Genomic DNA, 25,102 nt, shown 5'->3' with positions numbered 1-25,102 from the left:
TTGTAACTTTTATGTCCAGCGCACCCAGTACCACCTTAGATAAGTCCACCCAAGTGGTCAAAAAGACTTATCCCAACTATAAAGTTATTGTTCTCAACGATGACTTTAACACCTTCGATCATGTGGCCAATTGTTTAATTAAATATATCCCGGATATGACTACTGATCGAGCTTGGGAATTAACTAATCAAGTTCACTACCAAGGACAGGCAATTGTCTGGACCGGTCCCCAAGAACAAGCGGAACTTTATCACCAACAATTGCGACGGGAAGGATTAACCATGGCTCCCCTAGAGGCCGCATAATTATGAATAATGGTCGCTTAGTTTGGAATCATTCTACTCATATTCCGGGGTTGATTGCGGTATTAGAAAAGTTAATTACTTATCAGGGAATCACCACTGTCACCCCGGGGGTACTTTCTCGCTCAAAAGGTCATTGTCCGCGGTTACAATTGCGGATATCAGTGCCGATTCGTGGTGGTTTTAAGCTGATTGCGAGGACAGGAAAAAGTGTTCAGGAGGTCTTTGTTATTACCGATTTAAACCAAGAGGATTTAGAAATGGCTATCCAAGCTTGTTTAGGAAAATAACTGTCGTGGGTGCGTTGTTGAAAGGCTGCTGGTTACTAATCATTGTTTTTCTGTTTTTCTGTTTACATTCTCTCCCTAGTTTGGCAGTAGTGGATAGGGTTCCTTTAACAGTAACTTTATTGCAGGAACGTTTAAGCGCACCCGTCCTTAAAGAAGGGATGACTACCATTAATTTAGCCAATTTAGTTATCGATATCCGCGATGAAAATAAAGAACTACAAGAACAATTTTATCAACAGATTCAAGGTCAAATTAATCGCGCTAAACAACCCCTAGGTTTAGATTTTAGTAATTCCTTAATTCAAGGCAATTTTATCGCTTCCCGTCTGGGTTTACCGACTCCTTTAACAAAAGTGGCTCTCGCTACCTTATTATCACCCACGGAAGAACAGTTATTACAACAGGACGAAAATTTTTTATTCGATAGCGATGAACCGGTTTTTAATGTCACAGTATTTCGCGGACCGGTGAAGTTGCAGGGAACCGTATTTATGGGAGAAGTGGACTTTTCTAAGACTTTTTTTCTGCAAATTGTCGAAGTAATGGAAGCAAAATTTAGTCGTGAAAGTAATTGGGTAGAATCGCGTTTTGCTAGGGTAGCGAAATTTACCAAAGCCACTTTTATGGGAGATGTAAATTTTAGTCAAAGTCAATTTTTAAATAAAGCTATCTTTCGCACGGCCCATTTTAAAAGTATTACTAACTTCCATCGCAGTCATTTTACTGCCGAAGCTTATTTTGATCAAACTAAATACGATAAACCCGCAGATTTTACCCGTACTTTCTGGGAAAAGGAAGCCAATTTTTCCCAAAGTCAATGGCGAGATCGTCCGCTATTTTCTAAGAGTAGATTTTTAAGTTTATTAACCTTTAGAAATGCCACTTTTGAAAAATCAGGCGCTTTCCGGTCTAGTTATTTTAATGGTGTCGTTAGTTTTCAAGATGTGAAACTTTTAGATCAGGTAGATTTTAGTAATTCCACTTTTACTAAAAATAGTTATTTGAGTGTATCAGGATTAGCTTTTGATTCCGATAAAGCGAAAATACTGGGAGATAGAGGAGTAATTGGTCAAGCAATTTATTTACCAACTTTAACAGGAAATGAGACAGTTTTAAGAAATTTAGTTCGTAATTTTCGCTCCCTAGAACAAATTGCCGATGCCAATCAAATTGAATACAAAACCGAAAAATTGCGATTTCAACAGTTAAAACAAAAACTGAATAATATCTCAGTTATTCGCCTAATTAACCTCACTTGGGTAGCTGATTTTCTGCATACTTCTTTCCTTGCTTTACTATTACTTTTAAGTCAAGATGGTACAAATTTTAGTTTAGTTTTCGGTACAGGAATCATAATTTTTGCCTATTTTGGCTGTTTATTTTGGTTAATTGATCGCGTGCGTCGTCTCACTCCTAAACCGGTAATTCCTAATCGTTATGAAATCTTTTGTATGGTAACTAGCTATATTATTCTCACCCTTTCAGGTGTGTTTAATATCCTGCAATCTGCCAGTCGTCCCCTACTAACTTTAACAGCTATTGCCCTAATTCTTGTCCCCTTACCCTTAATTTTAGTTATCGAACTTTATCGTCGGGGACGCTATCACGATTTAATGGATAGTTCCTATTTTTTGCAAGATGGTAGTATGCGACAATTACGCTTATTAATAACCCGTTTACCCGTGGTTCCCGAATTTCCCCTCTTTCGCGATCGTTATACTCCTATTCCTTGGCAAAAGCGTTGGAATTGGTTAAATTATTACGATTTAAGTCTCAATAATTTGCTAAAATTAGGCTTTAATGATTGGCGAGTTCGCGATCAAGAATTACCCGCTATCATTTCTTTTTTAGTTTGGTATCAATGGGGTATCGGCATCTTTTATATCACTCTCCTTATCTGGACTCTCTCGCGCACGATTCCGGGGTTAAATCTCTTGATTTATTTAAAATAAACTGTAACAATTTAAATACAGCAGTTATCTTTTTGTTTTGGGTAACAGAAATATGAGTGGAAAGAGGAAAAAAACATGAATGCCAAATTGATTGAATCTCTCGTCCAAATTATCCAATCCCTTTCTGAAGAAGAAAGATTGCTCTTAGAGAAGAAATTAGCTGCCCATGAAACTCAAACAGATTTTGATAACCTAGCCCAAGCTTTAGCAGAATTGCGACAAATTTGTGCTGAAGAAAACTATACTATAGAAGTTCCTCCTCGCCAAGATCGTTCTAATCCATTTGCAGAAAGCTTAAATGACATTCCTGTGTGATACTAACATTATCAGCGAGTTAGCACGTCCCCAACCTAAGATTTTTCTGCTAAAATTATGTACACAACGGTACACAAGCGGGAAAAGCAATAGTCTATGCTAGAAAAAATCGGAATGGGAGAATTCCGGGATCATCTCGCCAAATATTTGAGTTCTACTACTCCCATCGCCGTCACTTGCCAGGGTCAGACGGTGGGTTATTTCTTACCGGCACGACCGGAGCCATCGGAAGCGGAGATCGATGGGTTAAAACGCGCCGCCGAGAGGTTGGATGCGCTTTTACGGGAACAGGGACTTTCTGAAGATGCGCTCGTTCGCGAATTCCGTCAACTCCGCGAAGGCGAGCGTTAGGCTTTCTGCCATGACGAAAAGAATCGTTCTGGATGCCAATATTCTCATCCGTGCCGTGTTGGGGAAAAAGGTACGGGAGTTGACATCCTCGCCGCCCTAAAAGTGCGGCGATTCCTAAACCTCACGATTTAAGTTTCTGCTTCCACCACCGTCGCATACCACAGTTAAAAAACCATGTACTGTCTTACACAGAGTCCACAGACTTTCGCCCCATTTCAGAAGCCCGATTCCGTGTGTCCCACGGTACGTTGACCGCCTATAGCTTCTTGTACTTGTTGCGCGCGACTTTTTACCCGGCCAAGCTTTTCTGGTCGGAACCCCCTAAGCCGAGTTTTCAAGGTGCTGCGCCGTCCACTTGGTTTTCGAGACTGGCCTTTTAATTCTAACGTAAAGCCAACCTAGAACGGCGGGGTTTCAGACCCAAAATTTCCGATGATCGCTCGGTTCGCTCCCACGGTAGATTTTTTCACGACCGATCGCTGTTACGCCGACGCAAGGCGATATTTACCGATTCTTTTCGAGAAACGCGACCTAGGGAGCGAGGACGCGATGGCAGTCTTGGAAGGTTTGACCGGTTGGGTGCGGATCGTGGATAACAGCCTGTACGCTTCTTACGAGGGGGAGGCTAGAAAACGCATCGCCGCGCGGGATGTGGACGATTGGCCAGTCGTGGCGCTGGCTTTATTGCTGGAATGCCCGATCTGGACGGAAGACGCGGATTTTTTCGGCACGGGGGTGGCAACCTGGACGAGCAATCTGGTTCACCTGTATTTCGGTGAGTGAGCGACGGCGATCACAACAATATCCGATATTCTGGTGAATTCGTAAGAATCGAAGATATCCCGCCGTAGTCGGTGGGTGTCGCCCTGGGCTAGGTGCGCTTCCCAACTTTGCAAGCGTTGGATGAGTTTGGCTAGGGTTAATCTCAGACCGGCTAGATAGGGTTTGCTGAATAAATTTGAAATGTAGGCAAAGTAAAGGTTTTGGGGCTTTACGAGCGAAACAGGTGCAAGATTTTGAGAGAATCGTCGTTCAAAACCTTGCGTCTTCATCGGCCCGCGTCCTGTAGGGGCGAAGCATTCGGACAATAACCTATCGGTGAAAAGGTAGATTTTCTATCCGAATGCTTCGCCCGTACTTATTCAGCAAACCCTAGATAGAGCTTGCTGAATAAATCTAAAAACTCTGTTGGATTGCAGAGAATGACATTTGAGGGAATGAAACAACCCTACCCCACACCCCGCCCCCACAAAAAACTTTTTGCCGCAAACCCTGAGGGCGAAGGCAATTCGCCCCTACAATAATATTATTACGCCAATGGTAGGGCCGCACTGTGGTCAGTGAGTTTATCGAACTGTGTGCGCCCAAAATGTCCTATAGATATTTCGACCAAATTGAGATGCACCCAAATTATCCCTATTCTTCTTCCTTCCACACAAAAACTGGAAGAGCCATCTATTTCACCTATGATAGAACTAACTGGTAGCGACTCCGATAATTTTATGCAAATCACTGTTGATATTCCCGACGAAATCGCCCAGAGATTAGGTCAAACAGGCGATAATTTGGCTCATAAACTGCTGGAAATGGTTATTGCTGATGCTTACCGTGCCGGTATCTTGAGTACGGCCGAAGTTGGACGCATCCTTCAATTACCTTCTCGGTTAGAAACTCATGCCTTTTTAAAGCGGATGGGAGTCTATCTGAATTATGATGAAACTGAACTGGAACGCGATTTGCAAACTCTCAAAGAACTCAGAGCGAAATGATAGTTGTTTCTGACACTTCTCCGATTTGCTACCTGCTCTTAATTGACCAAATTATGATCCTACAAGAACTGTATGAGCTTGTGGTCATTCCTGAAGCTGTAGCTGATGAATTAAAGGCCTCAGAATCTCCATCTATCGTTCGCAATTGGATTGCTAACCCCCCTGATTGGCTCCGGATTGAAATTGTTAGGACATCCTCAAGGTCAGGATTGTAAAAACTCGATCCGGGTGAGCAAGAAGCGATTTTACTAGCAGAGCAAATTGAAGCTGAATTGATTATTTTAGATGACAAAGCAGGGAGGCAAATTGCTTCGGAGCGTGGCTTAAGAATTATTGGACTTTTGGGCATTGTCAAAGATGCTGCCCAATTCGGATTGCTCGATTTAAGAGTAACCTTTGAACGTCTCCAAGAAGCTGGCTTTTGGGTTGCACCCAGCCTACTCGAACGACTTTTGCGGCAGCAATAGATGTTCTGACGCTAACTTAAGATTCTTTACCGTTAGATTTTTCTGCTAAAATTATCTACACAACAGTACACAAGCGGGAAAAGCAATAGTCTCTGCTAGAAAAAATCGGAATGGGAGAATTCCAGGATCATCTCGCCAAATATTTGAGTTCTACTACTCCCATCGCCGTCACTTGCCAGGGTCAGACGGTGGGTTATTTCTTGCCGGCACGACCGGAGCCAGTAGATATCGTTTACAAAGATCAAATAATTTACATCAAGTACATTTTGACTCACGCGGAGTATGACAAAGATGAGGGGAAAAATGACCCTTACTTTGAACCGTGATACCTACGGAAGGTTACTAGCCGAGTATCTACCAAAAGTAATAGAAAACGATGCAGAAAACGAACAGGCTATTAACCTAGCTGAGGCCTTATCTCATCGAGAAAATCGCAGTCTAGAAGAAACCACCTTGTTAAATTTACTCTTGACTTTAATCGAAAAATACGAACAAGATCATTATCCCCTTGAAGAATCAGAACCCCATTCAATACTCTGGGAACTCATGGAAGCTAACAACTTACAAGAAAAAGATTTATCAGATATACTAGGTTCAAAAACAATAGTTTCTGATATTCTTATTGGCCAACAAATAATAACAGAAAAACAAGCTGTAAAGTTAGGACAGTTTTTTCACGTTGACTCAAGTTTATTTTTATCTACTCAGTAAATTTGTGCTATATAGGTGATGCTTGGTTATAACCCTACACCCTACACCCCACACCCTCCCCCCAGGAGAAACTTTTTGCCGCAAACCCTAGTCATGAACTCGACCCATTTGGTCGATTTTTGCTTAACAATTGAGATGGCAAATTCTCCTCAAATATGCCTGAATCGTGGGTAAGCAACTCACATAAAGTTAATTTTGTCAAGGATTGTTCAGATGCGCTTACCCTGCTAAAACCCCAACACCCAAGACCCTAATTTAGTGATTTAATAAAACCGACCACTGCTGCAGGAGATAAAAACTATGTGTATTCTCGGTTTTGATCCGGGTAAGGATAAATGTGGGATCGCGGTCAGGTCATCGACGGGGAAAATTTATACCCATGAGGTGATAGCATCGTCACAAGCGATCGAGCGTTTAGCTAGTCTCTGTCAACAATATCCGCTCGAATTATTGGTGATGGGGAACCAAACCACCTCGAAAAGTTGGCGCCAAAAAATTGCCGCTCGTATCACCATCCCGATTACTCTAGTAGATGAACGCAATAGTACCCTAGAAGCGCGCGATCGCTATTGGCAAATGTTCCCCCCCAAAGGATTACAGAAACTCATCCCCCAAGGTATGCGTCTTCCCGATCGCCCCATTGATGATATAGTGGCGATTCTGCTGATCGAACGTCATTTACAGTCCAAATAATGTCACACTACAAAATAGACACAGCAAGGTGAATTGACGATGCTCCTAAGTAAAGGTTTTGAAGTGGAAATGTACACCGGAACAGCAGCCGGAGAAATTATCGGTTTATCCGATCGCATTGTCAAGGATTTAGATGGTTTTGTCCGGGAACCGGATAGTCGTAACGTAGAATATACTACGGCTCCCATGACTAACTATGACCGTCTTTTATGCGCTACTTTAAAACCTCGTCTCGCTCTACGGCGATATTTGCGTCGTTTAGGCGATTATACCCTCATCCCTGGCAGTACCCTCTCCTTGGGCGATAGTCAACATTTTTATCGCAGTGACCCCCACAATCCCTATCATGACTATATTGAACAGACCTACGGCACTAATGTAGTCACGGCCAGTATTCATATTAACGTCGGTATTAGCGATTATGAGGATTTAATGCGTGCCTGTCGCTTAATTCGCCTAGAAGCTCCTTTATACTTGGCTTTAAGTGCTTCTTCTCCCTTTCTCGACGGTAAAATCACCGGTTCCCATTCCCGTCGTTGGCAAGTTTTCCCCCAAACTCCCGCTTATGTTCCCCTCTTTGAAAGTCATCAACATTTTGTCACTTGGACCGAGGAACAATTAAAACTCGGTACGATGCAGAATGTTCGTCATCTCTGGGTGTCGGTACGTCCTAACGGTAGCAATCGTCCCTATAATCTCAATCGTCTAGAATTGCGAATTTGTGACCTGATTGCTAATCCTATTAGTTTATTAGCAGTTATGGCTTTTTTAGAGGCCCGTTTAACTCAACTTTTACAAGCTCCCCAATTAGACCCCTTAATTTTAAGTCAATTACCCAGCAGCAATCGCAGCGAGGATTTATTAACTTTAACCCAAGAAAACGAACAGGCTGCCGCTCGTTTTAGTCTTGATGCCACCCTGAGACATTGGTACGATGGCCGAGAAATCTTAGCTAGGGATTGGATTAAAGACCTCTATGTTCAAGTTTATCCGATCGCTAAAGAAAAGGGTTTTAGTTGTTTCCTCTCTCCCCTACAAAAAATCCTCCGCGAAGGTAACACTGCACAACAATGGTTAAAACAATACGACCAAGGTATGGATGTTAAAAGTATTATCAAACAGGCGATTATTACCCTAGAAGAACAGGAACGAGAGTTAGAACATAAATTATGTCAGCATATTCTAGTTGCGTGAATAATTATTTTAAGGCCATGGTAATTAAACCCTGTTGACCGAGAAGAATTTCCCGCAGCAGCGTACAAATTCCCACCCAAATAATTGGAGAAATGTCAACTCCTCCTAAGGGGGGTATGAGTTTACGCACGGGGATTAAAAAAGGTTCTGTGGGCCAGGCAATAATATTAAAGGGAAAGCTATTTAAATCTACCTGTGGATTCCAAGTCAGCACGATCCGTAAGATAAACAAAAGGGTCATCAACCCTAAGATAATTGCCAATGTCCAACTTAATGCGATCGCTGTGTCCATAGTCTCCAATCCCGTCTTTTTTACCGATTATCTTCCCTAAAATATAACAGTTTTTGTCTCATAATCGCCCCAGCACCCTGCCAGTTATTCTTGTCAACCTCCCGGGTAAAAATGCCGCCAATAAAAAGTCCCGATAGGGCTTGACAAACCAGCCAGACTTGACTTATACTTTTCTTATAATGGGGATCCGTGTCGCCCTGGAGACCCTCTCTTTTCAGGCCAGATGCAGAAGTAACTTAAAAGATGACAGAATTTCGCATCGAGAAAGACAGCATGGGAGAAATTCCCGTCCCTGCCGATAAACTTTGGGGAGCGCAGACCCAAAGATCCCTACAATACTTTAGTATCGGTGATAATCTCATGCCCCGGGAGATGATCGGGTCCTATGCCATTCTCAAAAAAGCCTGTGCGATTGTCAATCAGCAAAAAAATCGTCTCAGTCAGGAGAGAAAAAACCTTATCTGTCAAGTCTGCGATGAAATTTTAGCCGGACAACACGCAGATAACTTTCCCCTCTACGTTTGGATGACGGGAAGTGGCACCCAGTTTAACATGAACATCAACGAAGTCATCTCCAATCGTTGTAGTCAACTGACGGGGAATCCTCTGGGTAGCAAAACTCCCGTGGATCCCAACGATCATGTTAATATGTCCCAATCGACTAATGATTCCTTTCCCTCGGCCATGTATATTGCCGTTGCCTTGGCAGTCAAGGAAAAATTAATTCCCAGTCTGCAACTATTACGGAATAGTCTCGATGAAAAGGCGCAATTATGGGCAAATATAGTTAAAATTGGTCGCACTCACCTACAGGATGCCACCCCTTTAACCCTCGGACAAGAATTCTCCGGTTATGTGGGTTTATTGGATGATGGCAGCGATTGGCTAGAAAAATGTCTAGAAAAAGTCTATCGTTTATCCTTGGGAGGAACTGCCGTCGGTACGGGAATTAATGCTCCCCCAGATTTTGATCGAGATGTGGCTGCCGAAATCGCTAATCTGACCAAATTACCTTTTATTACCGCCCCTAATAAGTTTACCGTGCAAGGTTCCCACGATGCTCTAGTTTTCTTGAGCGGGGGATTGAAAACTATCGCTAGTTCCCTGTATAAAATTGCTAATGATATCCGTTTACTTAGCTGTGGTCCCCGTTGTGGATTAGGAGAATTACAGCTGCCGGAAAACGAACCGGGTTCTTCAATTATGCCGGGGAAAGTTAATCCCACCCAATGCGAAGCTTTATCGATGATAGCATTGCAGGTGATGGCTAATGATTTAGCGGTGACGATGGGAGGCGCCGGAGGACATCTGGAAATGAATGTCTATAAACCGCTGTTGATTCATAATCTCATGCAGTCTATCCGTTTGCTCACTGATGGTTGCGCTAATTTCTGTCAGTTTTTGGTTAAGGGGATGACTGCTAATCAAAAACAAATTGAGACTTTTTTAAATCAATCCTTGATGCTGGTGACTGCCTTAAGTCCCGTGATTGGCTACCAAAAGGCTGCCTACGTCGCTCATTATGCCCTAGAAAAGGATTTAACCCTGAAAGTGGCAGCCTTGCAACTGGGATACATCAAGGAAGCGGATTTTGATCGCATTGTTGACCCCGCTAAGATGGTCAATCCCTACGTTGCCGATGGTTAATTCTCTGAGGGGTTGACTACCGTAAAAATCAGAGGTCGCAGGCAGGCACGGATTCCCATTATATATATAAGCATAAGGCAAGCGGCGGGATTTGTCAAGCCCCGCCGGTGAAAATTTCCGCTAAACTTGGCTAATGATAGCGAAGAAAACAAACAGAAAAACCATAAATGCCCCTGCCATGCGGAAGAAGGATTTAGGAAGATTAATAACTTTCTCCAGTTTCAAGAAACCCACCAGAAAATAAGCGGCGATTGCTAGGAGAATCGGGATAACCACGCGCAAGATTGTGCCAAGGGGACCAGAGAAAAACTCACCGATTTTATAGCGGGGTGTATTTTCTTCTGCGTGAGGAGGAATAGTTACACTTGTCCAAGTTTCTCCCCCATCGGTGGAACGAAAAACTGTAGTTTTAGCGCCACCAAAACCGAATAAAGTTTTATCTTGAGCGTAATTAGGAGAAAACTGGACGGAGATACCAGAGGAAGGGATACTATGAATTTTCACTAGGGGTATTTTAGGATCACCAATTGATTTAAAAGTTTCTCCTCCATCGGTAGATTTAAACAAGCCATTTCCCTGTAAACTAACTATTACCGTGCGATCATTAGCATAATCAGGAGAGATAGCAATGGTTTCTACTGATGCCTGCGGATTAAACCCTGGTTTCTCTAATTTTGTCCAACTTTTAGCCCCATCTTTGGTGACAAACAAACCAGAAATTGTCCCAGCAAAAATAGTTCCATCACTGGGATAATTGGGAGACATTGCCAACTGCACATTAGGGGTTTTTGATAGAGGTGTTCCTTGGCTGACATTTTTCCAAGTTAGTCCACCATCAACACTTTGATAAATACCCTCTTTTCCCGTGACAAACAAAGTTTTATCCTTAGCAAAATCAGGGGAAGCTACCATGGCAGGGGCATAATTACCGGAAATTCTGCCCACTTCACTGATATTTTTAACCGTATTTCCTCCATCAGTAGAACGAAATATTCTCCCCTGCTGATTGGTGAGAAAAAGAGTTTTATCCTTGGCAAAATCTGGGGAAGGAACTATCCTCGGACCGCGGACTCCTTCATCGATTTCGATAATTTTCCAGAAATCACCACTGTTATCGGATTTGGCAAATTTATTGCGTAAAAACCCCGCAAAAATAGTTCTATCTTCTCCATAGTTAGGAGAAAAGGCAATGTCAAAGAAACGCCGGGGATCTTGTCCTGATTCTTCGGGATCTTTCCCAAGTCGATAAACCTCTAAACCGCGATTAATTGGTGTCCAAGTTTCCCCTTTATCCCGACTGATGAAGATATTGCCTACATAATTAGCCATGACGACAGTGCCATCCTCGGCATAATTAGGAGAAACCGCCATGGCGATAACTGTTCCCCGGGCTAAAGTTTCTATTTCCTGCCATTGTTTGCCGCTATCTGTGGTTTTAAATAAGCCATTAAATCCCCCTAAAAACATCGTATCTTGAACTATTTTTAAATCCATAAAATGGGGAACTTTATAATCATCAGCCTGTTTGTCTTTGGTTAAACCCTCGCTCATTTTTGTCCAACTTTTGCCCCCATCTTGCGAAACATACATTCCCTCATACCAAGTGATGGCATAAAGGGTTGAATTTTGGGCATACTGGGGAGAAATAACGATGTCTTCGATGATTTTATCCTTAATTCCTTCGTTAACAACTTGGAAGGTTTTACCATCATCAACGGTTTTAAAAATACCCGCTTCTTTTGTGCCGACAAAAAAGGTTTTGTCGCTGTCTAGATTAGGAGAAAAAGCAATTGTATCCACTGCCCCCACATTAGCAGGTAAGGGGAGATTCTGCCAAGTTTTCCCCCCATCGGAGGAACTGTATAATTTACCCTGTTCATCCCCGAAAAAAATTCGATCGGGATTGTTGGGAGTAATAGCTAGAGAGGTTATCAGTGCCGTGGTGGGGAAAATATTTGACCAATTTTTACCGCCATCTTCGGTTAAATAAACCCCTTTTTCTAATCCCACTGCCGCTACTATATTGGGATCGGAAGGGGCAATTTCTAGGAAGTTAATAAATTTAGTTTCTAAACCCTGATTAACTTTCTGCCAAGATTCCCCCGCATCTTCACTTTTATAAATACCATCGGATCTTGAAGCTAAATAGAGAATATTTTTATTGAGGGGAGATAGGGAGAGGGAACTTAATTCCCCCGTATAATCTAAACCTTGAATTAATCTTGTCCAGTTGCTGCCTCCATCCCTAGACTTATAAAAGTTATTTCGCACCAAGATATATACTGTATTATCTGTCTGGAAATCGGGAGAAACTTCCAATTGACTAATTACATCATGGGGACGATGGGCAAAAGCAGCATTACTCCAAAGACAAAAAACTGTAGCGATTATCAATAAAATGAGATTAAACTTGTGGGCGAATCTCAGCAAACTTTGGCGATTAATCATACTTAAACTGCTAATATCGAGGATAAAAATTGACCTAATCTAGCAAAGGGCGATCAAAATTTGACCGAGGGTTCTGTAAGAGTATAGACGAAAATGGCTATTATAACCATTACTAAAATCAGGCTTATTTGCTATCAGCATAGATCAGAACCAATCTCTACACTTTGATTATTGTAGAGACTCATTGCCTTTTGTAACCCTTGTTTGAGACCAAGTTCGATCGCTTTTCTGGACAAGTCTAACACTTTCAAGATGACTTCGTTTTCTTGGGGGGTGAATCGGCCTAAAACGTGGGAAATTGTCGCTTTTTCGGTTGATTTACCGATTCCTATGCGTAAACGAGCGAAGTTTTCCGTGCCAACGTGGGCAATCATTGATTTAATACCGTTGTGTCCGCCAGCCGATCCCGATAGACGGATTCTCAACCGGCCTAGGGGCAGATCCATATCATCGTAAATGACTAAAATCGACTCTGGAGCTAGTTTATACCAGTCCAGCACCGATCGCACCGATTGCCCGGAGCGATTCATATAGGTTTGGGGTTTCAAGAGACGAATTTTGCCCGGGAGAGGACTGTCACCTTCGGCAATAAAACCTTGAAATCGCTTGTTTTCCTGCCAAGATAGCCCCCAATCCCGTGCTAATGAGTCCACAGCTTCAAAACCGATATTATGACGGGTGCGATCATATTTGGGTTCGGGATTACCCAAACCGATAATTAGCTGAGGAATGATTAAATTAGGGGTTTTATCGGAATTCATAGGGGAAAATCGGGTTTTTAACCATGACCCGACTCTTATTATCCCCGAATTAGCACTCCGAGCGCTGGAACAAAGTTTCTAGATAAACCTTGGCACAGCTATTTTGCTCCTCAAAATTCATCCTTTCGGAGGATTGACAATTAAGTAGAAAAAATGATAGAGCCGCCGTAAACACACCATCTTGATCCCAACCGGGGTGAGTTTCTAGATATTGTTGTAGGGATTGGTGGAGGATTTCGGGGATTTCTGCCAAGATACTGACTGATGTATTCATATCGTTTACCTCTAAATCTGAAGTGGGGAAATCCCTGACTGGTGCAGTGGACAGTAAGGACTATTGTGAGCCAAGTTGGGGGGAGTTGCAATATTACCAGATGTAAAGGAATGCTTTAGAAAAACTTAATATTTACGAGGGAATAAGGGTTAGAGCTAGATTTTATTTACTCAACTTAACAATAACTCAGTATCTATCGATGGGAATTTTGACAATCAAGATTAATTTTTTCTAGAAGCAAGTGCCGATTCTATCGCTGTTGCCTGTGGAAAAGTCTGGGTAAACTGTGGAAAACTTGGGAGTGAGTGGGGAAATACCGGGGAATGTATGGGGGAAAACATTGGGGAAAAATAAGATTTGCAAATTTTAATCCGTAGTGATGCTCAAGACTACTTAGGGTTTGCGGCAAAAAGTTTTTCGTGGGTGCAGGGTGTGGGGTGTGGGGTGTGGGGTTTTACCGATTTTGAGGTAGTAAGTTACCTAATTTTCAGGGAAAAAGTCCCAGAATTTTACCCCCGATCACTCCAATGGTCAGCACTTTTTGAGGTCAAAAAAGTCTAAAAGCCTTATCTAACAAGGTTTTTAGATTTATTCAGCCAACCCTACTTAGGCACTCTTGCCAGAGTACCTTTTCTAGCTGAATGCTGGCTGCTATGCTTTTACCACCAATACTGAACAGGTAGCTTCTGCCACCACGAGACTACTAACAGAATCTTCGATCACCCGTTGAACTCCCGTTAATCCCCGGCTGCCGATCACGATCAGATCAGCATGATAGATATTAGCTAAACGAATAATTTCCTCCGCTGGATCACCAAAGATGACCTCGATTTCACTAGGGGCAGCAATCTGGGATTGATAGCAGCGCAATTGATCTTCAATGATCTCACGGGAGGGGTGAGGGCGATCAACTGGCGATTCATCTCCCTCCTTGCCGAGGATATGGGTGAGGATGAGGCAAGAATTTGCCGTTAGAGAAAGGGAATTCAAGGAATCAAGGACTCGATCCGATAATTCCCCACAATCTAAGGCAACAACGATATTTTTAAACATTTTGACTAAATCCTGCCGCTAAACAAACTTCCAATTAAGATTCCGGAGCAAAAAATCTTTGATTCTGCCATTATGCCTAGATAGACAATTTTATAGGTTATTGCGCTCGGTTAAGATTTCGTACCCCGTGGCGGTTACTAAGACAGTATGCTCAAACTGAGCGGAGAGAGCATTATCCATCGTCACCACCGTCCAACGATCGCGCAAAGTTCTGGTATGTTTAGATCCCGCGTTGACAATTGGTTCAATTGCCAGAGTCATCCCGGTGCGGAGTTTGACATTGGGTAACTGATTAGTGCGAAAATTAAATACCGAGGGTTCTTCGTGGAGATTTCTGCCGACTCCATGACCAGTAAAATCTTCTACCACCTGGAAACCGTTAGCTTGAACGTGATCTTCGATCGCTCCCGCAATATCGAGCAGATAATTGCCCGCTTTTACCTGATTTATGCCTTTATATAAAGCTTCTTCCGCCACGCAGATTAATTTTTCGGTTTTTGGAGAGACGGAACCGATCGCGATCGTGATACAGGAATCCCCATGATAACCTTGGTAGTAGGCCCCCGTATCTACCTTTAACACAGAACCGGCTTTGAGGCGTTTTTTCGGGCTAGGGATACCGTGAACGACTTCGTTATCGACGGAGGCACAAATCGAGGCAGGAAAGCCATAATAACCTTTAAAACTGGGAGTAGCACCCATTTCGCGGATACGTTGTTCCGCATAGGCATCCAAATCCGCCGTCGTCATCCCGGGTTGAGCGATCTCGGCAATTTCCTTAAGGACTGTGGCGGCAATTTTACCCGCTTGTCGCATAATCACGATTTCGGCGGCGGATTTAGTCTCGATTCCCCGGCGGCTTTTCTGTACTCGCGGCGAACCTACTTGCTCTGGAGTTTTAGTTTCGGGAAAAAGCAGCTTGGTTAGGATGTTCATGGAGAGTTGGCTGTCGAGTCTTTACCTAACTTAGCATTTTCCCAGTGATCGATGACCACTCTGGAGAAATCAAGGAACATCTAGAAAAGCTATAGTAGGAAAAAGGCTATTTTTCTGGCGAGGTGACAATTTATGGCAGTCAAAAAAGAGTTTTCCAGTTTTCAGGAACTGTTGCAATCCACTAATCTCCCCGTGTTAGTGGATTTCTATGCCACTTGGTGCGGTCCTTGTCAAATGATGGCTCCGATTCTAGAACAAACGGGAATGTATTTCAAAAATCGCCTACAAATTGTCAAAATTGATACAGACAAATATCCTAATTTAGCCACTAAGTACGGTATTCAAGCTTTACCGACTTTAGTAGTCTTTAAAAATGGTCAACCGATCGATCGAATCGAGGGAGTGGTGCAGGTTAACCAACTGGTTCAACATTTACAAACTCTGTTGTAAGATAATTTTGAACCAGAACTAGGAGTTAGTGCCATGGCAAAGGCGATTTGGAATGGTGCAGTGGTAGCCGAAAGCGATAACTGCGAAATTGTCGAGGGAAACTACTATTTTCCCCCCGATACCATCAAAGCTGAATATTTTCAATCCAGTAACACCCATACCATTTGTTCTTGGAAGGGAGAGGCTAGTTATTATACTCTCAGGGTAAATGGACAGGACAATAAAGATGCCGCTTGGTATTATCCCGATCCTAAACCAAAAGCCCAAAATATCAAAGGATATATCGCTTTTTGGCGAGGTGTGCAGGTTGAGAAATGATCGCCATCTACCCCGGCAGCTTCGATCCAGTTACACTCGGTCATTTAGATATTATCGAACGCAGTGTGCCACTATTCGAGCGAGTAATCGTGGCAGTTCTTTGCAATCCCCATAAAAACCCCTTATTTACCGTCGAAAAACGCATAGAACAGATCAGTTACTGTACAAAACACCTGAAAAACGTTGAGATAGACAGTTTTTCAGGATTGACGGTTGAATATGCCAGATTGAAAGGCGCTAAGGTGCTGTTGCGGGGGTTGCGGGTCCTCTCAGACTTTGAAAAAGAACTGCAAATGGCACATACCAATAAAACCCTCTGGGAAGGGATCGAAACGGTTTTTTTAGCCACCACCAAAGAATATAGTTTTTTAAGTAGTAGCGTGGTTAAAGAAATCGCTCAATTCGGTGGCTCCGTCACCCATCTAGTCCCAGAAAACGTTTCTAGAGATATTTACTCATACTACAGTTAACATACTAGAATACAGCAATGAGGACGATCTGAACCTATGGCGCGCCGAGAACCTAATGATCGCAGAAAAGCAGTACCTAACACTTCTAATAGTGGGGTTCCCAGTCCACCCGTCGATTTCGATATCTATCAGGATTTGGCGCGTCTGCAAGAGATGATTTTTGATAGTTTCCATATCCCCCTCACCCGTTGGACAATCATCGATGAGGGACAGATATCCGAACAGATCGATCTCATCTATGAAACCGTGCCACCAGCAGTACAGAAAGCTTTGGCAATTTTGCAGGAAGAACAGGAAATTATCACTAAAGCGGAGGAATACGCTCAACAAGTCCTTCGTTCCGCTCAACAAAGAGCCGCCCAAATTCTCGATGAGTCCGGTATTATTCAACAAGCAGAACGGCAAGCGGCCCAAATTCGTCAACGGGTTCAGCAGGAGTGTGAATCCTTGCAACAACAAACCCTCGATGAAATCGAACAGATGCGTCACAGCACCTTGCAGGAAGTGCAACAGTTACGACAAAAAACCCAAGCTGAATGTCATGAAATTCAAAAAGGCGCTGACGACTATGCCGAAGCGGTTTTAGAACATCTCGATCGAGAATTAGGGGAAATGTTACAAGTTATTCGCAACGGTCGTCAACAGGTAAGATCGAAACCAACATCGTCAAAAAATCTACCCGGAGAACGTCCTTAATCAGTGATCAGTGATCAGTTATCAGTTATCAGATGTAAGTTTTAAGTTAATTAGTTAGTTAGTTATCTTCATCTTTATCCCTGATTACTGTTTACTATTTACCGCTCACTGAAAAGAACCAAACCCCGAATCCCTCACTGATAACTGATAACGGAATTTCATGAATAACCCCTCCTCGAATTCCCATCTATTCGGACGCTTTGTCAGCGGGTTATTCAGCTGGAAAATTTGGTTATTTGTCCAGATATTTCAAGGCAGTAAAAGCTTTTATCGATTCCTGTATCATTATTTATATCGTCGTCCTAAAATTGATCGCATTCTCGGTAGTGATGTCATCTATATTCCCGATAAAAAACTTTATAGTATTCCCCTTGATGTGCTGAAAATGGAGCGGCAAATGGTTAATAGTGATCGCCAGCAGTTGACTTCTATTACTACTTGGAAAGTTAAAACGATTCATCCCACCATCACCGAAACCGAGATACAATTCCACGATATTACCGTCGATTTACAACAGGTACACCTGATTAAATCAGACCTTAATAACTACGATTATACTAACACTCGCCGCTTGGCTCCTCTGGTGAAAACCTTACTTTTTGAAATTAACCCCAAAATTGCCAGTTTAGTAGAAAAGAAAAATCAATTACATAGACTGCGAAATCTGGCCGCATCTTCCGAAATTTTTCATTCACAAACCCCATTGTACGATCGAGCAATTAATCAAGTCCAGCTAATTATTGATCAAGCGGAAACTTTGAGACAAGAATGTTTAAAATTTATCCGAGAAACCCTGATCGAACGGGAATTAGTGAAATCCGATATCGATACCAATCTCGTTGATTTGCCCCTCGATTTTGCCAGTCAATATCAACTAATTCAAGAAAAATATCAACTCTGGAAAGAAGAAGTACAAGCTTATTTTGAATTAAAAGATTCTTCTCTACCTAAAAATTAACTATGACCATCAGTATTCAGTATTCAGGAGTTAGGAGTCAGGAGCCAGTATTCAGGAGTCAGGAGATTATTTTTATTTATTCTCCCTTTTGCATGAGTGCATGAGTGCATGAGTGCCTCTCCTGATATGTAGCCTATACTCAACGGATTTAGTATTATGTCTAGTTTAACGGCAATTCGTGAACATATTTTTGCTTGGGGAAAACGCACCTATATCATGGGTGTTTTAAACGTTACTCCCGATAGTTTTAGTGATGGGGGAGAATTTGACAATGTTGAAAATGCCCTGCTACAGGCGATGAAAATGATCGAGGCCGGGGCTGATATAATCGATATCGGTGGTCAATCCAGCCGTCCGGGAGCCGAAGAAATTAGCCTAGAAGCAGAATTATCGCGAGTTATCCCCGTAATCACCGCTATTCGACAACAAAGTTCTATTCCTATCTCTCTCGATACTACCCGGGCGATCGTGGCAGCCCAAGGTATCGCCGCCGGGGCCGATTTGATCAATGATATTTCTGGGGGAACCTTCGATCGCCTATTATTGCCCACGGTGGCTAAATTGGCCGTTCCCATCATCCTCATGCACCTGCGGGGCAATCCGCAAACGATGCAATCCATAACACATTATGATGATTTAGTCAAGGAAATTAAAGAATTTTTACAGAATCGCGTTAAGGAAGCTTTACAGTGGGGCATTGCTAGGGAAAATATTATCATCGATCCGGGGATTGGTTTCGCCAAAACTGGGACACAAAATCTTGAGTTATTGCGAGAATTAGGGCAATTTCGGGATTTAGATTTACCTATTTTAATTGGATTGTCGAGAAAACGCTTTATCGGCGAGATTACAGGCAAAGATGACCCAAAAGAACGAGTTTTCGGAACGGCGGCGGCCTGTGCTTTAGCGATCGCTAAGGGGGCCGATATCCTGCGCGTCCATGATGTGGCTGCGATCGTAGATGTGAGTAAAGTGGTGGACGCAATCGAGCGAAGTTGAAAATTTTTGCTAGTCTTAGAATCATCCACACTTCGATCGAAATCAGCGATGAATAGCCAACTAACTAGCGATCATTGTATGTTACCCGTGATTCGATCTCCCCGGGATTATCAAGTTTTTCGCATTAGTGCTGGGGATACGAATCGTTTAGCGATCGTCTTCGATTCTACCGTAGCGGGGGATTCCTTGACCGTTTGTGTGGAAATTTTCGATCCCCACGGTCGCACCCCTACCCATCGTCATCATTTTGCCGTAGAAATGTTTTTTATCCTCAAAGGGGAAGGAATGGCTATCTGTGATGGTAAACCGATTCCCCTGGGGCCGGGGGATAGTTTATTAGTCCGTCCCACGGGTATTCACGAGATTAGAAATGTGGGGGACGGAAGACTTTATGCACTATGTTTTATGGTTCCTAATGAGGATTTTTCGGAATTAATTCGCAATGGTATCCCAGAGGAGTTAGACGCAGAAGATTTAGAGGTGTTGATGGGAACTATTAAAGAATAATCAAGCAATACCATCCCTTAAATTTTGGGCTTTTTTTTCAGGAAAAGAGCGATAAAAAAGGTAAAAGTCCCTCCCAGAAGTCCGAAGATTAGCCAATTTAATCTTGGATAGCCTTTATTGATAGCGATGACTGTAGCAATGCCACCGATGAGACAATGCCAGAAAAAAAGCAACAAGAATAAATCCAAGCTCGGGGAAATATCACCAATTAGTTTCATATTTTATCAGTAGAGCGATCGAGTTAATTGTTTAGATAGCAAATCTCTAGAATTTTTCCAATGACCGAGTCCCTGACCCGATTTTATGTTTATTTACATCTATAAGTATTTCTCTTATTTTTTTGTCCAAGGCCATTTTGTTCCCATCTCGGTTAAAGCTGAAAAAAATAGATAGAGAATAAGAAGGGCAACACAAAAGAGAAAAGTCAATAAGTCGTTATTCATCGAGTTATCCCTGATAGCTTAAAGGTCACTGATTCACTACTATTGATGCTTTTCTAGACTGTTGAAACAGGATTGATCATTGTTGCTGTTGTGCCAAATAGTTAAGCACTGTTTCCAGAGTCAAGTCTAAGCGTTCCGAGATTTGTTGCGGGGTTAAACCGAGGTCTTGCAGTAGAGGAATTGTTTTCAATTTTTGCAAGTTTATTCCCCGTTCAATTCCCTGTTCAATTCCCTGTTCAATTCCCTGTTCAATTCCCTGTTCAATTCCCTGTTCAATTCCATCTCCAAAAGCTTCTTGATAGAAACGAGTTTGTTTTAGGTCTTGTAGTTCCAACATAGCTTCAATTTCCTCTCGACTTTTTTGGGGTAACTTATAAATGATGATCGTTTCGATTAAATCAATGACATTTTTCTGCACTAAGCGATCGCTCACTTCTCTTTGAGCCTGTTTAATTAAAATCTTAGCAGAATTAACAGCTTGACTCTCACTTTCCGTGACCAATTTGATCAGGGCGATCGCTAAAGAAGGAGTCTCGTCATTTGCCAATTCATCCAGATAGATTCTTTTAATCCTGGCCAAGGATAACAAGTCTTCAAATTGCTGGGGATGTTCTCGTTCAATTTCTCGGCTAGGATAAATAACAACTATCTGCCACGGTGACAAAGGTTTATACTGTCTAAGATATAAGAAAAGTTCCGAAAATAATCGATAATATAGGTCTTCATCCTTTTGAAACTGCACTTCTACCAGATAAAAGGGCGAATTTTCTAGATGATCGAGCGGCAAAAATAAACCATCCAATCGAAAAGCTAGTTGTTTAACTTCTTGGGAAGTAAATCGATAATTGCTCACGATAGCATCGGGTTGAGCGATTAATTCAAAGAACGAATCGGGAAAATCGAGAAACATTCGATAGAATATGCTGTCAGTTTTCATGCTGCCACAAAATTGCCTGTAATTTCCGCTTAATCCGCCCACAAAAGAGAATTAACCTATGATCATCCCATCATTTCTGCAACCCGGTGCTAAAGTTTCTCTGGTGGCCACCAGTGGAGCCGTCAAGGAATTAGCCGCCCTAGAAAAAGGCGTAGAAATCTGGCGATCGAGGGGTTATCAAGTGGAATTTAGCGAGAATTGGTCGAATCGTCTCGGTTATCTCGCTGGTAGCGACGAGCAACGTCGTCAAGCTTTAGCCCAAGCATGGCAAGATCCCGATTGTCAAGCAATTCTCTGCGCTAGGGGGGGTTACGGTAGCGCTCGCCTCTTAGAAAATTGGACATGGGCAAAAACTAACCCGAAATGGTTAATCGGTTTTTCCGACGTGACGGGGATTTTATGGAGTTTAGCGAAACAGGGCATTTGTAGCGTTCACGGGGCAGTTTTAACCACCTTAGCCCAAGAAAGTCCCCAATCAATCGATCGCCTCTTTTCTCTTCTAGAAGGTCGTCCTTTAGCCCCTCTTATCGGTCAAGGTTGGGGTGGGGGCAAAGTGCGGGGACGCTTATTACCAGCTAATTTAACCGTAGCCACCCATCTCCTCGGAACCTCGGTTCAACCCACCCTAGAGGGGGTAATTTTAGCCCTAGAGGACGTAACCGAGGCCCCCTACCGGATCGATCGAATGTTAACTCAGTGGCGAATGCTGGGCATTTTCTCCCGAATTAAAGGCATTGCTCTCGGTCGTTTTAGCCGTTGTCTGGCGGCCTCCGGTAGTGATAGTCAAACCGTAGAGGAAGTGTTAAAAGAGCGTTTGGGCGATTTGGGTATTGCGGTTATTGCTGAGTTACCTTTCGGTCATGATGGCGATAATGCCGCTTTACCGGTGGGAACAATGGTAGAACTGGACGGGGATCGGGGAATCTTAGAATTTTTCTATCCCCAATGATCCACTTTTTTGATAGTATCTTAGAGAAGTGTTAACAAATGTAACAAAAAATTAATTATAGATGAAAGTATTAGTTGTCGGTGCGACGGGAACCCTAGGGCGACAGATCGTGCGTCATGCCATCGATCAGGGACATCAAGTGCGTTGTTTGGTACGCAGTCAGAGAAAAGGGGCTTTTTTGAAGGAATGGGGCGCGGAATTAGTCGGGGGAACCCTACGGGATAAGAGTACCATTATTGCCGCTTTAGAGGGAATGGATGCGGTGATCGATGCCGCTACTGCCCGGGCGACGGACTCGGCCAGCATTAAACAGGTGGATTGGGATGGTAAAGTTAATCTGATTCAAGCGGCCAAAACCGCCGGGGTAGATCGCTTTATTTTCTTTTCGATTCTCAATGCCGAAAAATATCCCAACGTGCCTTTGATGGAGATAAAACGCTGTACCGAGAAATTTATAGCAGAATCGGGTTTAAAATATACAATTCTGCGTCCCTGTGGCTTTATGCAGGGGTTAATCGGTCAATACGCCATCCCGATGTTAGATAATCAAACGGTCTGGATCACGGGGGAAAGTACGGCGATCGCCTACATGGACACCCAAGATATCGCTAAATTCGCCGTTCGCGCCCTAGAAGTCCCCGAAACCGTCGGTCAATCCTATCCTGTGGTGGGCAGCAAAGCTTGGAAAGCTGAAGAAATTATCGAAGTTTGCGAACGCTTATCGGGTAAAGAGGGGAAAATTTGGCGTTTACCCATGGGATTACTGCGTTTTATGCGGGGAATAAGCCGTTGTTTCCAATGGACTTATAATATATCCGACCGACTAGCTTTTGCGGAAGTTCTCGCTAGTGGTCAAGCTCTTGATGCCCCCATGGCAGAAGTTTATCAAGTATTTGGCCTTGATCCGAGTCAAACAACTACTTTAGAATCCTATTTACAAGAATACTTTAGCCGCATTCTCAAGAAGCTCAAGGAAATCGACTTCGAGAAACAAAAAGCTCAGAAGAAGAAGAAAACTCCTTTCAAAAAGAAAGCGTGATTCAGCAGTAGGAAAATTTGTCAATGCCCAAAATCGGCATTATTTACAACGATATTAAGCCTATCGCTTGTAAAACAGCCCATCAGATACAAGATCAGCTACTTTCCCGAGGTTGGCAGGTGTTTATGGCTACCGGCAGCGGTGGCCTGCTAGGCCATTCTAAACCCTCTCGTCCGGTTTGTTTTACCCCGATCGATCAGTTAGTCCCCCCCCACTTCGATCAGGATTTAAGTTTTGCGATCGTGTTGGGGGGCGATGGTACAGTCCTATCGGCGGCCCGGCAGTTGGCCACCCTCAATTTGCCCCTGTTAACGGTCAATACGGGACACATGGGCTTTTTGACCGAAATTTACCTAAATCAGCTTGAACCCGCCTTAGAACTGGTTCTAGAGGGGAATTACACCATCGAAAATCGCTCGATGATCACAGTGCGACTATTTCGCGAAGATACCCTCCTCTGGGAGGCACTTTCTCTCAATGAGGTGGTCGTCCACCGCGAACCCCTCACCAGTATGTGTCATTTTGAGATTCAAATTGGTGAACACGCGCCCGTCGATATCGCTGCCGATGGGGTGATTCTCTCCACTCCTACCGGTTCTACTGCCTATGCTCTCAGCGCCGGTGGCCCGGTAATAACTCCCGATGTGCCGGTATTACAATTAGCTCCCATTTGTCCCCATTCTTTAGCTTCTAGGTCCTTGGTATTTTCTGACAAGGAAACTGTGAATATTTTCCCAGCAACTGCTAATCGGATGGTGATGGTAGTGGACGGTAATGGCGGTTCTTATATCTTGCCAGAAGATCGAATTAATGTGCAGAAATCCCCCTACAATGTTCATTTTATTCGCCTGCAATCGACGGAATTCTTCCGCATCCTCCGGGAAAAATTAGGTTGGGGTTTACCTCATATTGCTAAACCAACTTCGGTGGAATTACCTTAATCAGTTATCAGTGATCAGTTATCAGATGTGAGCTTTCAGTTCACTGATTACTGGTTACTGTTTACTGATAGCTGAATTTATGCTCCCTTTTCGCACCAAAATAGCTTTTTATTTAGAGGATGTCACCACGGCGATCGGACTGACGGTAAATCTGCTTATCTTGGCATTAATTTTACTATCTTTGGGGATTTATGTGGCTCAAACCTATCCCTTATCCGCCACTTGGCAAATGTGGTTACGTCAGCTTGATTGGGGAATTTTAAGCTTATTTTCCCTAGAGTATTTAATTCGGTTTTGGTGTGCGGAATCAAAACTAGGCTTTGTTTTTAATATTTTTTCCATTCTAGATTTATTGTCAATTCTGCCCCTATTTTTTGGTTTTTTTGATATTAGGTTCTTTAGAATTTTTCGCTGGTTTAGAATTTTGCGAGTGATTCGTTTTTTTGGTTCCGATCTCTCTATTTTTCGGATTAAAACTTCCGATCAGATAGTATTTACTCGCATATTACTAACTCTATTCTCGATTATTTTTGTCTATGCTGGTTTAATTTATCAGATCGAACACCCGATTAATCCTCAAGTCTATCGGACATTTTTTGATGCTTTTTACTTCGCCGTTGTGACTATGACTACCGTGGGATTTGGGGATGTAACTCCCCTTTCTGATGGGGGCAAAATGGTGACAGTTTTAATGATTTTAACGGGAGTTTTGTTAATTCCCTTGCAAATTAGCACTCTGACTAAACAACTATTAAAATCTGGCACTCAAATTGATTATCCTTGTCCAGATTGTGGTTTACCCCGTCACGATATAGATGCCAATTTTTGTAAAAACTGTGGGGCAAAACTCTTAAAAAAACCTGATTGAGACTAATTCTGGCGAAATTCAGGAGCCGGTCCTCAGGAGATTATTTTTATTTATTCTCCCCGCTTCCCCACT

33 protein-coding genes and 1 pseudogene are annotated in these 25,102 nt (G+C 42.9%); 26 read left to right on the top strand and 8 right to left on the bottom strand.

The window, feature by feature from the left end; translation table 11 throughout:
- Positions 1 to 11 precede the first annotated feature (11 nt).
- From clpS to gshA, 13 genes and pseudogenes are all read left to right on the top strand, one after another.
- Positions 12 to 305, top strand: a complete 294-nt coding sequence (gene clpS / locus MAE_RS03135; protein ID WP_004163137.1) for an ATP-dependent Clp protease adapter ClpS — start codon at positions 12 to 14, stop codon at positions 303 to 305.
- Positions 306 to 307: 2 nt separating this feature from the next.
- Positions 308 to 592, top strand: coding sequence for a DUF2103 domain-containing protein (locus MAE_RS03130; RefSeq protein ID WP_002732155.1), 285 nt, complete (start codon positions 308 to 310; stop codon positions 590 to 592).
- A gap of 5 nt (positions 593 to 597) precedes the next feature.
- Positions 598 to 2,544 carry a pentapeptide repeat-containing protein gene (locus tag MAE_RS03125; RefSeq protein ID WP_004163134.1) on the top strand — a complete coding sequence of 649 codons (1,947 nt, stop codon included), beginning with the start codon at positions 598 to 600 and terminating at the stop codon, positions 2,542 to 2,544.
- A gap of 75 nt (positions 2,545 to 2,619) precedes the next feature.
- Positions 2,620 to 2,859, top strand: coding sequence for a hypothetical protein (locus tag MAE_RS03120; RefSeq protein ID WP_004163133.1), 240 nt, complete (start codon positions 2,620 to 2,622; stop codon positions 2,857 to 2,859).
- Between the two features lie 96 nt (positions 2,860 to 2,955).
- Entirely contained in the window at positions 2,956 to 3,210 is a 255-nt protein-coding gene (locus MAE_RS03115) for a hypothetical protein (protein ID WP_002782656.1), read from the top strand.
- Positions 3,211 to 3,642: 432 nt separating this feature from the next.
- The gene (locus MAE_RS03110; protein ID WP_012264278.1) at positions 3,643 to 3,993 is read left to right on the top strand and encodes a PIN domain-containing protein; all 351 of its coding nucleotides are present in this window, start codon (positions 3,643 to 3,645) and stop codon (positions 3,991 to 3,993) included.
- Between the two features lie 683 nt (positions 3,994 to 4,676).
- Entirely contained in the window at positions 4,677 to 4,979 is a 303-nt protein-coding gene (locus MAE_RS03105; RefSeq protein ID WP_004163132.1) for a UPF0175 family protein, read from the top strand.
- The gene (locus MAE_RS34675; protein WP_004163131.1) at positions 4,976 to 5,194 is read left to right on the top strand and encodes a hypothetical protein; all 219 of its coding nucleotides are present in this window, start codon (positions 4,976 to 4,978) and stop codon (positions 5,192 to 5,194) included. The genes MAE_RS03105 and MAE_RS34675 overlap by 4 nt, the downstream gene beginning before the upstream one ends.
- 57 nt (positions 5,195 to 5,251) lie before the next feature.
- A complete protein-coding gene (locus tag MAE_RS34670) occupies positions 5,252 to 5,446 on the top strand; it encodes a DUF3368 domain-containing protein (RefSeq protein WP_004163130.1) in 195 nt (64 codons plus the stop codon).
- A 221-nt stretch (positions 5,447 to 5,667) separates the two neighbouring features.
- Positions 5,668 to 5,772, top strand: a pseudogene (locus MAE_RS36310) (type II toxin-antitoxin system HigB family toxin); the annotation flags it as partial.
- Complete coding sequence (locus MAE_RS03090; protein WP_004163128.1) at positions 5,738 to 6,157, top strand: helix-turn-helix domain-containing protein; 420 nt, start codon at positions 5,738 to 5,740, stop codon at positions 6,155 to 6,157. The pseudogene MAE_RS36310 and the gene MAE_RS03090, both read left to right, overlap by 35 nt.
- Before the next feature lie 300 nt (positions 6,158 to 6,457).
- Positions 6,458 to 6,850, top strand: a complete 393-nt coding sequence (locus MAE_RS03085) for a pre-16S rRNA-processing nuclease YqgF (RefSeq protein WP_004163127.1) — start codon at positions 6,458 to 6,460, stop codon at positions 6,848 to 6,850.
- Positions 6,851 to 6,889: 39 nt separating this feature from the next.
- Positions 6,890 to 8,044, top strand: a complete 1,155-nt coding sequence (gene gshA / locus MAE_RS03080) for a glutamate--cysteine ligase (RefSeq protein WP_004163126.1) — start codon at positions 6,890 to 6,892, stop codon at positions 8,042 to 8,044.
- 4 nt (positions 8,045 to 8,048) lie between these two features.
- On the opposite strand, the gene MAE_RS03075 is transcribed toward gshA, so the two are convergent.
- Positions 8,049 to 8,336: a YggT family protein gene (locus MAE_RS03075; RefSeq protein WP_004163125.1), complete on the bottom strand. Its 288-nt coding sequence runs from the start codon at positions 8,334 to 8,336 to the stop codon at positions 8,049 to 8,051.
- Positions 8,337 to 8,579: 243 nt separating this feature from the next.
- On the opposite strand from MAE_RS03075, the gene fumC reads away from it, so the two are divergent.
- Positions 8,580 to 9,983, top strand: coding sequence for a class II fumarate hydratase (gene fumC, locus MAE_RS03070; protein WP_012264271.1), 1,404 nt, complete (start codon positions 8,580 to 8,582; stop codon positions 9,981 to 9,983).
- A 120-nt stretch (positions 9,984 to 10,103) separates the two neighbouring features.
- Here the strand turns inward: fumC and MAE_RS03065 are convergent, their stop codons facing one another.
- From MAE_RS03065 to MAE_RS03055, 3 genes are all read right to left on the bottom strand, one after another.
- Positions 10,104 to 12,431: a WD40/YVTN/BNR-like repeat-containing protein gene (locus MAE_RS03065; RefSeq protein WP_012264270.1), complete on the bottom strand. Its 2,328-nt coding sequence runs from the start codon at positions 12,429 to 12,431 to the stop codon at positions 10,104 to 10,106.
- 134 nt (positions 12,432 to 12,565) lie between these two features.
- On the bottom strand, positions 12,566 to 13,192 hold the full coding sequence (gene pth, locus MAE_RS03060) for an aminoacyl-tRNA hydrolase (protein WP_012264269.1): 627 nt from the start codon (positions 13,190 to 13,192) through the stop codon (positions 12,566 to 12,568).
- Positions 13,193 to 13,241: 49 nt separating this feature from the next.
- Positions 13,242 to 13,466: a DUF2811 domain-containing protein gene (locus MAE_RS03055; protein ID WP_002800048.1), complete on the bottom strand. Its 225-nt coding sequence runs from the start codon at positions 13,464 to 13,466 to the stop codon at positions 13,242 to 13,244.
- A gap of 357 nt (positions 13,467 to 13,823) precedes the next feature.
- On the opposite strand from MAE_RS03055, the gene MAE_RS33695 reads away from it, so the two are divergent.
- The gene (locus MAE_RS33695) at positions 13,824 to 14,027 is read left to right on the top strand and encodes a hypothetical protein (protein ID WP_012264268.1); all 204 of its coding nucleotides are present in this window, start codon (positions 13,824 to 13,826) and stop codon (positions 14,025 to 14,027) included.
- A 90-nt stretch (positions 14,028 to 14,117) separates the two neighbouring features.
- Here MAE_RS33695 and MAE_RS03045 read toward each other — a convergent pair whose 3' ends face one another.
- Complete coding sequence (locus tag MAE_RS03045; RefSeq protein ID WP_012264267.1) at positions 14,118 to 14,519, bottom strand: universal stress protein; 402 nt, start codon at positions 14,517 to 14,519, stop codon at positions 14,118 to 14,120.
- Between the two features lie 90 nt (positions 14,520 to 14,609).
- On the bottom strand, positions 14,610 to 15,455 hold the full coding sequence (gene map, locus MAE_RS03040; RefSeq protein ID WP_012264266.1) for a type I methionyl aminopeptidase: 846 nt from the start codon (positions 15,453 to 15,455) through the stop codon (positions 14,610 to 14,612).
- A gap of 132 nt (positions 15,456 to 15,587) precedes the next feature.
- Here map and trxA point away from each other — a divergent pair, with 132 nt between their 5' ends.
- From trxA to MAE_RS03005, 7 genes are all read left to right on the top strand, one after another.
- Positions 15,588 to 15,905 carry a thioredoxin gene (trxA, locus tag MAE_RS03035; RefSeq protein WP_012264265.1) on the top strand — a complete coding sequence of 106 codons (318 nt, stop codon included), beginning with the start codon at positions 15,588 to 15,590 and terminating at the stop codon, positions 15,903 to 15,905.
- A gap of 33 nt (positions 15,906 to 15,938) precedes the next feature.
- Complete coding sequence (locus MAE_RS03030; protein WP_004163118.1) at positions 15,939 to 16,223, top strand: DUF427 domain-containing protein; 285 nt, start codon at positions 15,939 to 15,941, stop codon at positions 16,221 to 16,223.
- Positions 16,220 to 16,693: a pantetheine-phosphate adenylyltransferase gene (gene coaD / locus MAE_RS03025; protein ID WP_002758057.1), complete on the top strand. Its 474-nt coding sequence runs from the start codon at positions 16,220 to 16,222 to the stop codon at positions 16,691 to 16,693. The genes MAE_RS03030 and coaD overlap by 4 nt, the downstream gene beginning before the upstream one ends.
- Before the next feature lie 36 nt (positions 16,694 to 16,729).
- Positions 16,730 to 17,389: a hypothetical protein gene (locus MAE_RS03020; protein ID WP_041803739.1), complete on the top strand. Its 660-nt coding sequence runs from the start codon at positions 16,730 to 16,732 to the stop codon at positions 17,387 to 17,389.
- Positions 17,390 to 17,549: 160 nt separating this feature from the next.
- Positions 17,550 to 18,347 carry a hypothetical protein gene (locus tag MAE_RS03015; protein ID WP_041803737.1) on the top strand — a complete coding sequence of 266 codons (798 nt, stop codon included), beginning with the start codon at positions 17,550 to 17,552 and terminating at the stop codon, positions 18,345 to 18,347.
- A 156-nt stretch (positions 18,348 to 18,503) separates the two neighbouring features.
- Positions 18,504 to 19,346: a dihydropteroate synthase gene (folP, locus tag MAE_RS03010; RefSeq protein ID WP_012264262.1), complete on the top strand. Its 843-nt coding sequence runs from the start codon at positions 18,504 to 18,506 to the stop codon at positions 19,344 to 19,346.
- 48 nt (positions 19,347 to 19,394) lie between these two features.
- Positions 19,395 to 19,853: a cupin domain-containing protein gene (locus MAE_RS03005; protein ID WP_004163112.1), complete on the top strand. Its 459-nt coding sequence runs from the start codon at positions 19,395 to 19,397 to the stop codon at positions 19,851 to 19,853.
- 17 nt (positions 19,854 to 19,870) lie between these two features.
- On the opposite strand, the gene MAE_RS03000 is transcribed toward MAE_RS03005, so the two are convergent.
- On the bottom strand, positions 19,871 to 20,071 hold the full coding sequence (locus tag MAE_RS03000) for a hypothetical protein (protein ID WP_012264261.1): 201 nt from the start codon (positions 20,069 to 20,071) through the stop codon (positions 19,871 to 19,873).
- Positions 20,072 to 20,372: 301 nt separating this feature from the next.
- On the bottom strand, positions 20,373 to 21,233 hold the full coding sequence (locus MAE_RS02995; RefSeq protein ID WP_012264260.1) for an Rpn family recombination-promoting nuclease/putative transposase: 861 nt from the start codon (positions 21,231 to 21,233) through the stop codon (positions 20,373 to 20,375).
- A gap of 58 nt (positions 21,234 to 21,291) precedes the next feature.
- On the opposite strand from MAE_RS02995, the gene MAE_RS02990 reads away from it, so the two are divergent.
- The 4 genes from MAE_RS02990 (at position 21,292) to MAE_RS02975 (ending at position 25,030) form a co-directional block, all read left to right on the top strand.
- Positions 21,292 to 22,182 carry a S66 peptidase family protein gene (locus MAE_RS02990; protein ID WP_012264259.1) on the top strand — a complete coding sequence of 297 codons (891 nt, stop codon included), beginning with the start codon at positions 21,292 to 21,294 and terminating at the stop codon, positions 22,180 to 22,182.
- Between the two features lie 61 nt (positions 22,183 to 22,243).
- Complete coding sequence (locus MAE_RS02985) at positions 22,244 to 23,221, top strand: SDR family oxidoreductase (RefSeq protein ID WP_002762970.1); 978 nt, start codon at positions 22,244 to 22,246, stop codon at positions 23,219 to 23,221.
- Positions 23,222 to 23,244: 23 nt separating this feature from the next.
- A complete protein-coding gene (locus MAE_RS02980) occupies positions 23,245 to 24,162 on the top strand; it encodes an NAD(+) kinase (RefSeq protein WP_002762972.1) in 918 nt (305 codons plus the stop codon).
- 79 nt (positions 24,163 to 24,241) lie between these two features.
- Positions 24,242 to 25,030 (top strand): ion transporter, encoded by a 789-nt coding sequence (locus MAE_RS02975; protein ID WP_004163109.1) that lies wholly within the window; start codon positions 24,242 to 24,244, stop codon positions 25,028 to 25,030.
- Positions 25,031 to 25,102: the final 72 nt, after the last annotated feature.

The sequence above is a fragment of the Microcystis aeruginosa NIES-843 genome (genome assembly GCF_000010625.1).
GTDB lineage: Bacteria > Cyanobacteriota > Cyanobacteriia > Cyanobacteriales > Microcystaceae > Microcystis > Microcystis aeruginosa.
Note: the sequence above shows the minus strand (reverse complement) of the source record. Positions and strands in the feature narration are given on the sequence as shown.